General features: G+C 62.8%; 8 protein-coding genes and 2 pseudogenes. 5 read left to right on the top strand and 5 right to left on the bottom strand.

The annotated features are described in order from the left end of the window. Nucleotides 1-231 precede the first annotated feature (231 nt). Nucleotides 232-1,508 (top strand): annotated as a pseudogene (locus ACERLL_RS17595) (IS256 family transposase). 87 nt (nt 1,509-1,595) lie between these two features. Here ACERLL_RS17595 and ACERLL_RS17590 read toward each other — a convergent pair. After that, on the bottom strand, nt 1,596-1,787 hold the full coding sequence (locus tag ACERLL_RS17590) for a FitA-like ribbon-helix-helix domain-containing protein (RefSeq protein WP_373657404.1): 192 nt from the start codon (nt 1,785-1,787) through the stop codon (nt 1,596-1,598). Nucleotides 1,788-1,789: 2 nt separating this feature from the next. Continuing rightward, a complete protein-coding gene (locus ACERLL_RS17585; protein WP_373657400.1) occupies nt 1,790-2,092 on the bottom strand; it encodes an integrase core domain-containing protein in 303 nt (100 codons plus the stop codon). A 157-nt stretch (nt 2,093-2,249) separates the two neighbouring features. Here ACERLL_RS17585 and ACERLL_RS17580 point away from each other — a divergent pair. After that, nucleotides 2,250-3,546, top strand: a pseudogene (locus tag ACERLL_RS17580) (IS110 family RNA-guided transposase). A 184-nt stretch (nt 3,547-3,730) separates the two neighbouring features. Here the strand turns inward: ACERLL_RS17580 and ACERLL_RS17575 are convergent. The 3 genes from ACERLL_RS17575 to ACERLL_RS17565 form a co-directional block, all read right to left on the bottom strand. Next, entirely contained in the window at nt 3,731-4,201 is a 471-nt protein-coding gene (locus ACERLL_RS17575; protein WP_373657399.1) for a hypothetical protein, read from the bottom strand. A 263-nt stretch (nt 4,202-4,464) separates the two neighbouring features. After that, entirely contained in the window at nt 4,465-4,533 is a 69-nt protein-coding gene (locus ACERLL_RS17570) for a FitA-like ribbon-helix-helix domain-containing protein (RefSeq protein ID WP_373657403.1), read from the bottom strand. A gap of 680 nt (nt 4,534-5,213) precedes the next feature. Then, complete coding sequence (locus ACERLL_RS17565) at nt 5,214-6,383, bottom strand: IS110 family RNA-guided transposase (protein WP_373657402.1); 1,170 nt, start codon at nt 6,381-6,383, stop codon at nt 5,214-5,216. 162 nt (nt 6,384-6,545) lie between these two features. Between ACERLL_RS17565 and ACERLL_RS17560 the strand changes: the two genes are divergently transcribed. The 3 genes from ACERLL_RS17560 to ACERLL_RS17550 all read left to right on the top strand — a co-directional run. After that, complete coding sequence (locus ACERLL_RS17560) at nt 6,546-7,454, top strand: site-specific integrase (protein ID WP_373657398.1); 909 nt, start codon at nt 6,546-6,548, stop codon at nt 7,452-7,454. A gap of 933 nt (nt 7,455-8,387) precedes the next feature. Beyond that, a complete protein-coding gene (locus tag ACERLL_RS17555) occupies nt 8,388-8,876 on the top strand; it encodes a transposase (protein WP_373657397.1) in 489 nt (162 codons plus the stop codon). Next, nucleotides 8,804-9,463 (top strand): IS3 family transposase (locus ACERLL_RS17550; protein WP_373657401.1); only part of this gene is annotated, 660 nt, incomplete at its 3' end. The genes ACERLL_RS17555 and ACERLL_RS17550, both read left to right, overlap by 73 nt.

Genomic DNA, 9,463 nt, shown 5'->3' with positions numbered 1-9,463 from the left:
CAAGAGGCCGAATAGATTGGCGCAACCCGTCCCTCCTCCAAACCCGGTGGCTTGCAAAACGGAAGCAGGCCATAGATACCGGTTACTCTCCATCTGCAGCTCGCCCACCTTGGACTGAAGCTGGAGCTATGATCAAAAGTGGTGTATGAGCGGGACTTGAGGTAGGCGACGTATCCGGCTGGAATGGACAGCGACCAAGCAAACCCATCCCAGCCATTGGAGGATACGCCGATGGGCCAAGGTACCCGGAACGAGGCGCCGATGCCGGTGGGCGAGGCGGAGGATCCGCTGACCAAGCTGCTGCGCCGGGGCGCCCGGGATCTGATCAAGCAGGCCGTGGAGGCGGAGCTAGCGACCTTCCTGGAGCAATACCGGGACGTGCAGTTGCCGGACGGCCGCCAGGCGGTGGTGCGCAATGGCTACCAGCCCGAGCGCACGGTGCAGACCGGGATCGGCGAGGTGCCAGTGCAGGTGCAGGTGCAGGTGCCCAAGGTACGCGACCGGACCGGGAGCGGCATCCGCTTCCACTCGGGGCTGCTGCCGCCCTACCTGCGCACCCGGTCCATGGAGGAGCTGCCCCCCTGGCTCTACCTGAAGGGGATCTCCACCGGGGACTTCCAGGAGGCCCTGCAGGCCCTGTTGGGCGAGGACGCGGGCGGCCTATCCCCGGCCACCATCAGCCACCTCAAGCGCGACTGGGAGACCGAGCACGCGGCCTGGCGGGAGCGGGACCTGCGTGACCGCCGTTATGTGTACTGGGGCAGGCGGATGGGATCTATTTCAACCTCCGCGCCGAGGCCGAGCGCCAATGCCTGCTGGTGATCATCGGCGTCCGGGAGGACGGCACCAAGGAGTTCGTCGCCATCGACGACGGGGTCCGCGAGTCGGAGCAGAGCTGGACGGAGCTGTTAGTGCGGCTTCGAGACCGGCAGCGCCTGGGCGAGGCCCCGAGGCTAGCCATCGGCGACGGCGCCCTCGGTTTCTGGAAGGCATTGGCCAAGGTCTTCGGCGCCACCCGCCACCAGCGGTGCTGGGTGCACAAGACCGCCAATGTGCTGAACAAGCTGCCCAAGAGCCTGCAAAAGAAAGCCAAGGGCGACCTACAGGCGATCTGGATGGCACCGACCCGGGAGGAGGCGGAGCGCGCCTTCGAGGACTTCCTGGCGGCCTATGAGGCCAAATACCCCAAGGCCACCGACTGCCTGGCCCAGGACCGGGAATCCCTGCTCGCCTTCTACGATTTCCCGGCGGCGCACTGGCAGTCCATCCGGACCACGAATCCGATCGAATCGACCTTCGTCACCGTCCGGCTGCGCACCGACAAGAACCGGGGCTTTGTTTCCCGGGAGACGATTATGGCGCTGGTGTTCAAGCTCGGCCAGAGCGCCCAAAAGCGCTGGCGCCGGCTGCGGGGCTTCCGGGAGCTGCCGAAGGTCTACGCGGGCACGCCGTTCCAGGATGGCGAGGAAACCACCGACAAGCAGGAGGACAGCTGGGACGTCGCCTGACCAGAATCGCCCATATACCAGATTTGACTATAACTCGTATCGGGGCCGGGCGCATTAGCTCCGAAATGACGTTGGTATCGAGAACGATCACGTACGGAAGTCCGGCGAGCGGGGCGTCTCCTGGCGCCCGGGGGGTGGCAGCTCACAGCCCCCCAGACCTCGGAACCGCTCCGCGATCCGGCTTCCCAGCCCCTGCTCCCGGGGAGGTTGGGCAACAGCCTGCCGTAGTATGTGCCGGATCTCTTCCTCCATGGAGCGCCCATGCCGGGCGGCCTCGATCTTTAGCTGTCGGGACTCGGAGGATTGTGTGGCTTCCTCCAGAAGCGGTCGGGGCTTGACTCGTAGTAGGCCTTGAGGACCTCGACCGGGGTCCGGGCGCCCAGATTCTTCTGGGGAATCTGGTCGTTGTACAGGCGCCGATAGCACTCCAGGGTCGCCTCAAGCTCTTCGCGGTTGCGGAGGTGGACCGATGCTAGCACCTCGCTGATGCGACCGTTGAAGCGCTCCACCAGGCCATTGGTCTCTGGCTGGCGGGGCGGGATGAGCCGGTGGGCGATGCCCTGATCGGCACACAGCTGGTCCACTGGGTGCTTCCCGGAGGGCTCGCCCTGCGGGCGGTTCAGCCGGTCCGTGAAAGCCGCCTCGTAGTACCTATGGAATCGGAGGTAGGACGCAAAACCAGCCATCGCCTTGGGGGCTATGCTCGGATTGTACGGCCATACAATCGAGGAGCCTTGGACGATGACTGGCAAGCACCATCCTACGCCTGATTGCCTTCTGGTCGGAATCGATGTCGCCAAGCGGTTCCATGAGGTGTGTGTGCAATGGCCCGGGGAGCGTCGCCGGAACTATACGGTCCCCAATACGGCGCCCGAGTACCAGCGCCTTATCGAGTTTCTGCATCGGCAACAGGGGCCGGTTCGGGTGGGGTTGGAGCCCACTGCGGACTTCCACCGCCCCATTGCCTATGCCCTGGCTCGGGCGGGCTTCGAGGTCCATCTGGCCTCCTCGCTGGCCTGCGCCCGGGTGCGAGACGCGCTCTTTAACAGTTGGGACAAAAACGACCGCAAGGATGCCCGGGTGGTCGTGCACCTGTTGGCGCAGGGCCTCACGGAGCCGTTCCATGATCCGCTGCTTGCGGGCTACCTGGACATCCAGGAGCTGGCCAATACCTATTACCAGGTCAGCCAGGCCCGGACCCGGTGTCGACACAGCCGGCCATCAATCCTTACCTGGCCCTGTTTTTCCCGGAGCTGGAGCGGTTTTTCTTCAGCGCCAGTACGCGGTCCAAGTGGTTTTGCCGGGTGCTGCAGGCCTTTCCCACCCCCGGAACGATCACGGCGCTGTCCCGGGAGGCGTTCCTCGAGCGGGGCTGGTCCCTGCTGGCCAGCAAGGTGCCCAAGGAGCGCCTGCTGGGGGAAGTCTATGACGCGGCGTCCCAGAGCGTGGGGCTGCCCGTGGACCCCAATGGTCTGGCCGTGGTGGCGTTCCGGCTGCAGTTGCAGCGGTTTTTTGACCTGACTGAGTAGCGGGATCAGCTCGAAAAGCAGGCCGACGGCGCGCTGGCGGACCACCCCGATTTCCGAATCCTGCGCACCTTGCCGGGCTGCGGCCCCATCATTGCGTTAACGATTCTGGCGGAGAGCGGCGACTTGCGCCGCTTCCACCACCATCGGCAGTACTTGAAATTCTGTGGCTTTAACCTGGCCACGGTGCAAAGCGGCAACCGGCGCGGCGAACAACACCTGGCCAAACGCGGCAATGCCCGCCTCCGCGCCGCGTACTGGCTCGCCGCCACGGTGGCTATCCGGCAGCGGGAGAATAGCTTCCGCGCCAAATATGACCGCTATATCGCGGCCGACCCAACCAACCGAGACCTGCGCCGTAAGGCGCATACCGCCGTAGCGGTCAAACTGGCCCGGGTGGCGCATGCCCTGGTGAAACAGGGCACCGAGTATCGCGGCGGCCCCATGAGGTCGCGTTGCCTGGCGGTGGGACATCGTGCAACCGAGTCGTGGGACCCACTGGGATCCCGTAGATAATGCTCATGCCCGTCCGCCAGGACCTTATGCTGTGTTAAGCCCAGTCGGGCCGCCCCTGCGGCGGACCCCTGTCACTATGGTTAGCAGGGTCTTTGGGTACAAAGCGGACGTCGCCAGGTGCTTTCGCAAGCAAAGCTCCGGCGCGAAATCCCGACTTCGCGTTGACGGGGAGGTATGCCCTCATGCCGCCATTGACATCTCAGGTAGCCCGTTGTCCGTCAGCAGGTGGGTGATCCGAAACGGCGCCCGCCGGATCAAGTTGGTCACGAACGTGCGTGCCGTCGCCGCCTTGCGGTCATCGCGGATCTCGAAGTAGACCCACTTGCTGGCCCGGTCGATGGCCGCGAACAGGAAACAGCGGTCGGACTCCTCGGGCAGCCGCTCGCAGGTACTTGATGTCGACGGGCCGACGAAGCCCGGTTCGTAGTCCTTGAAGGTCTTGCGGCGCTTGGTGGTTTCCGCCGATTCGCCCAGCTGCTGGGCCCGCAACGCCTTCAGATTATTGACCCCGTTGCGCTTCAGGCAGCGCAGCAGGGTCGACCGGGACAGGCTCGCGTCCAGGAAATCCCGGCCCACTCGGAGCAGGTCATCTACGGGCAGCAGGAACAGCTCCTGCAGCTCCACGAGGATGGCCTCGGTCTCCGGGGCCATGGTTGTCGGAATCCGGTGCGGCACATGGGAGCCGTCTTCCACTGTCTGGCGCCGCTTCCACTTGCGGGCCGGGCAGTCTCGGACAGGCCCAGCTCCCGGACCAGCTTGGTGTTACCCTTGTCGGACTCCTGGATATAGCGTCGAATCCGAGGCGTGGTGGTGGCATTGTCATGGAGGGGCGTGCTCAAGCCTCAATCTCCTCCAACAGGTACTCAATCACCGACCGCGCCTCAAAATACATCAGGCTCCGGGGAGGGAGACAATCACCCGAGGCCAGACATTAGCCGGGCCTTTACCTCGTCATCCAGGTTCCGAATGGTCAAATTCGCCATGGCGATCACACCTCTTTTATGCCAGCAATGCTAGCAAAAGAGTGCTCGCCCTTACAGCGAGCTACGCCCTCCCCCGCCTACCCAGACCACTCCAACGCATCCCCAACCAAACGCTCCACCCGCCACACCGTATCCTCGTGCAAGGTGACCTGCTCCCCAATCTCCAGCACAACAGTTTCTTAGCAGAGTCCGCTTAACCCCCCAGAAGGCAGACGGGGAAAAAGAAGTAGTTCAGCGAGGCGTAGATTGCCTCCGCATTCTGAAGGAGGCCGAATCCGGCTTCCCGGCGAAGGAGTCGTGCCGGAAGTACGGCTTTTCCGACGCCACGTTCTGATATGTTTTGACTTGTCAAAGACGGCACTGCCGATAGATATCCGTACTCCCTCCGGTGGCGGGCCAAGTGCGTTGGGTCAGGGCACGGCCGGGCAGGCTGCGACGGTGGATCAATCTGATATGCGTGGGTTGGTTACCACCGGACCTCACTGCGTCGCGGAGCTGGCCTTTCTCTAGCAGCAGGGGTCATCGACTCAGACTGCCCGCTCGGGGATCAGTCGAAAGGGCCAATGCCGGTATAGTTGTCCCAAGGGTTCTCCTCACCGGCCGGCCGTACCCTGCCCAACGCACCTGCTGCCTCCTTCCGGGGTTGTGACTCGTTACGGTTGCTCCGGGGCCCGGTTTGCTTAGCCGCAGGGTGCCGGGGTTGTCCGGGCCATCTCCCGGCAGGCGATATCCCAGATAAAGCCCACTAGCTCCCGGGCCACCGCCGTGGTGGTTTGTTTGGTGTTTTTGCCCGACTGCAGCAGCGTTTGGTAGCGGCCGCAAAGTCGTTTCTGGGCCCGCCAGGCGATAGCCTGGGCTTCCTCCGAGGCGGAGGCCCCTTTGCGCTTCAGATGGTCCGTCTGCCGGGTCGGAAACCGGTAGCTCCAGGCGGATTCGATGAGCATGCGCCGCGCATGCCCGTTGCCGGTTTTCGTGATGCCGCCTTGGCGCCGCTTTCCGCCGCTGCTGTGCTCGCTCGGCACTAGGCCGAGGAAGGCCATGAGCTGCTTGGGCGCATCAAAGCGGCTGATGTCGCCTAGCTCCGCCAGCAAGACCATGGCGGCGAGCTTGTCGATCCCCCGCAGGGCCACCAGGGAATCCACCACGGGTGCCAATGACCACTGCGGCAGCATCCGCTCCATCTCCGCGGTCAGATCGGCCACCCGCTGATCCGCCGCCTTTACCGCATCGATATACTCCTGCAGGACGACTTGCTGGAAATCGTGATCGAGTCGGAGGCTCTCTAACCAGTTGTATTGGGCCTGGCTCCAGCGGTTCTTGTGCGTGGGCCAGTGATGGCCGTGGCGCAGCACGAAGGCGCTCAGTTGCTGGCGGGCCTTGCGCTGTTGGGCCTTGATGTCGTCCCGCGCCCGGGTCAGATCGCGCATGGCCTCCTGCTCGGTATCGGGCACCCAAACCGGGGTCAGGTCGCCGCTGCGCAGTGCCCGGGCCAACTTGTGGGCGTCGCGACGGTCGGTTTTGATCCGATCCCCGGGCTGTTGCGGGATCTTCGACGGCGCCACCACTTGGCAGTCCTGGCCCAGGCCCAAAAGCTGGCGGTACAGCCCATAGCCGCAAGGCCCGGCCTCGTAGGCGAACAGCAGGACCTCGCCGCCGAACTCGCCCGCAAGGCGTTCCACGAGCTTGGCGACCTTTTGGGGCTTGTTGCTGATCTCCCCCCAGGATTCCGGGCCGTCGCGGCCCGCCCGCGCCACGGAGATGGCGATGGTGTTCTTGTGCACGTCCAGCCCGATAAAGGCCGGATAATCCGATGGTTGAAGAACTCCCCGCCCGGCGTTGGCCGTCGTCATCTCGATCTCGATGGCGTCCCTGGTAACATCGATCACCCCTGCCCTCCTCAAGGTGGCTCTGCGGTCTGGTTAATGTCCTCAAACCGTAACTCACGCGGCTTGAGGACGGGCAGGTCAAAACATGATGTCTAGAAGCATACCGAACCTTTACGAGGATAAAGGATGAGCCAACGAACCGAGCGAACCGTCGCGGACTACCGGGAGAAGGGCCGGTCTCTCCTTGATCGATTCCTCAGAGAGGCCGCCTATCCCGACCCGGCGGATGCGGGGGCGGTGGTGGACTGGGCGACCACCACCCTCCGGGAGGCCTACAGCCCCGCCACGTTCCGTTATTACAAGGCGGCTTTCGCCCTGGTGCTGGAGGAAGCGGGGCACGGTCTCTCCGCCGAAGCGCTGCGCGGGACCCAGAACACCGGAAACAGCTCGACCCGGCGAACGAAGACCCGCCGGACCTCGGCCAAGAAGGCCAAAAAGGTGCATCCCGACGATGCCCGCAAGCTTTTGAACTACCTTGAGCAGGGCCGAGGCGCCTGGGATCGGCTGCTCGCCCAGTGGTTCGCCGCCGGACTCTTCACGGGACTACGGCCCACGGAATGGGCGAACGCCCGTCTGGACGGGGAAACCCTGGTGGTGGCCAACGCCAAGAACACCGGTGGACGCAGCCACGGACCGGAGCGTCATCTCCATATCACCGATCCGGAGGTGCGCAAGCTGCTGTGGGCCTTTCTCGACAACCTCAACCTCGCCGTCCAATCCGAATCTTTTGACCGGGCTTATAAACACTGCCGGGTACGCCTTTACCAGGTCGGGCTGGTGCTCTGGCCGCGTAGACAACGCAACCGGATCACCCTGTATTCCACCCGCCATCAGTTCACCGCGGATGCGAAACATTCCGGGCTATCCGGTAAAGAGATCGCGGCCCTCATGGGGCATCGGGTGACCGAAACCCACAAAGCCCATTACGGCCGCCGGCAGGCGGGCCGGGGACAGGTACAGGTCGCCGCGGACCCGGCCGAGACCGAGCGTGTGGAACAAAGCCCCGAGCATCTCCGGTTCGACCGGTCCAAATAGGGCACCGCGGCGTTGCTCAATCTACGCCCTAATTTCCTTTTCCGCTCTCCCCTAGCACCGCCGCGTTTTGGCCAAGCAAGTTCCCCGCCCCCCCTGAAGAAGGTTGTTTCCTGGTTTTGCCTATTGTCTGAACAACTTCGCACCGAAACGCCATCTCAAGGAGATGCACTGGAGTGCGCAATCGAGTGGCTGGCCTCGAATGCCGGTTTCCGGTGGGTCCACCAAAGAAAGATGTTTTGGAAGGTCTTCCCCCCGTTACTGCAAACGTGACATGTTAATGCGGAACGAGAAACGTGACACGTTTCTAAAGCCCCGAACTCTTCAAAAAGCGGCTTTATGACCGCTCCAACGGACCTTCAAGGCGAGCCGCTCATGCCGACCGGATCCCTGGGCCAGTCACCGAGGGAGCCAAATCATGGGACTATTCGGTTCCATTTCCGGTCCAACTTCCGGTCCGACTTCCGGTCCGACTTCCGGTCCAACTTCCGGTCCGACTTCCGAAAAAAATTCCGGACTGATTTCCGTATCTATTTCCGGTTCGCGCAAAGCCACTATGCTTATAAGATGCTGTTTTTAAAAAATTATCATAGAAATTTCCGCCTGGGTTTTCCGGTAGATATTCCAGACCAGTTTCCTATCAATATTCCGGTAAAACTTCCGGATAACATTCCGGCCAGAATTCCGGTAAAACTTCCGGTTCGGTTTCCGGTCTATTTCCGGGTTGGTTGGGGCATGTTTCGCCTTACTTTTACTCTTCCAAACGAGGGCATGTGTCTCGGAACATCATGAACTAGCCCCCATGAATTGCGGGCACGGTGAATAACCTAATTAAGAGATAGGGCTATCACCGTGGATAAGACTAGTGCTATGAACCAGGTAGAGGTCGTAGGGCCGGACCGTCGTCGCCGTTACACGGTGGCGAAGAAACTGTAGATGGTGGAGACCACCTATGAGCCGGGGATGAGCGTTTCTTACGTTGCCCGGCTGAATGGGGCGGCGCCCAACCTGCTGTTCAAATGGCGCAAGCTGTATCGCGAAGTCGCCCTGGCTTCCGTGAAGACCGGGGACGAGGGGCAGGCTTCCCAGGTTACCCAGCTCGAGAAACAGATCCGAGGTCCCCAGCGCATGCTCGGCAAGAAGACGCAGGAAGCCGAGATTCTGAAAGAGGCGCTGGAGGTCGCCCAGAGAAAAAAGTTGCTCTCGCGTTCGCCTTGGCCGCCGGAGGGCGATTCCCGGTGGCTCGCGTGTGTGGCGTTTTGGGCGTTGCGCGACCCAATGTCATCCGGAGGCGGAATCAGCCCGCTGCGTGGGAAGACAGCCGTCGGTGGTGCCATGGCAAGGATGAGGCGCTGCTCGCCGATATTCGGGCTGTCATTGATCATCGCCCAACCTACGGCTATCGGCGGGTTCAGGCCCTGGTGAATCGGCAGCGGCGCGTCGAAGGCGGCTCTCGGGCCAACCACAAGGCCATCTATCGAGCGATGCGAGACGCAGGGTTGCTGCTGATGCGGCATGCAACCCCGCGCCCGGAGCGGACTCACGATGGCCGGATTGCTGTGCCCCGCAGCGACCAACGGTGGTGCTCCGACGGCTTCGAGATCGGCTGCGACAACGGCGAGCGGGTTAGTGTGGCCTTCAGCCTGGACTGCTGCGACCGGGAGGCCATGAGCTTTGTGGCCACCACCAAGGGCATTGATGGGGACCTGGTACGGGACCTGATGGTTGCCAGCCTGGAGCACCGGTTCGGGCCGGTTGCGCGGGCCCCCAGTCCCATCGAATGGCTCAGTGACAATGGGGCAGGCTACATATACATAGCCGCCAATACGGTTGCATTCGGCAAAGAGCTGGGCCTCGTCATTCCTCGGACGCCAGTCCAGAGTCCGCAGAGCAACGGGATGGCCGAGGCCTTCGTCAAAACCTTCAAGCGGGACTACTGGGGTGGACCCATTCCGTTGGACAGTCAGCAGGCCTTGAGAAGTAAACGGGCTTTGGGGGCTCCTCAGGCTTCG

It is taken from the genome of Thiohalorhabdus sp. Cl-TMA, from assembly GCF_041821045.1.
GTDB classification, from domain to species: Bacteria; Pseudomonadota; Gammaproteobacteria; order Thiohalorhabdales; family Thiohalorhabdaceae; genus Thiohalorhabdus; species Thiohalorhabdus methylotropha.
The sequence above is the reverse complement of the archived record's forward strand: the minus strand, read 5'-3'. Positions and strand labels throughout refer to the sequence as shown.

What these genes read in the sequence shown, in the direction of transcription:
- ACERLL_RS17565 (WP_373657402.1), bottom strand. Translation starts at nt 6,383, where the DNA reads ATGACGACGGCCAACGCCGGGCGGGGAGTTCTTCAACCATCGGATTAT.
- ACERLL_RS17560 (WP_373657398.1), top strand. Translation starts at nt 6,546, where the DNA reads ATGAGCCAACGAACCGAGCGAACCGTCGCGGACTACCGGGAGAAGGGC.
- ACERLL_RS17555 (WP_373657397.1), top strand. Translation starts at nt 8,388, where the DNA reads ATGGTGGAGACCACCTATGAGCCGGGGATGAGCGTTTCTTACGTTGCC.
- ACERLL_RS17575 (WP_373657399.1), bottom strand. Translation starts at nt 4,201, where the DNA reads ATGGCCCCGGAGACCGAGGCCATCCTCGTGGAGCTGCAGGAGCTGTTC.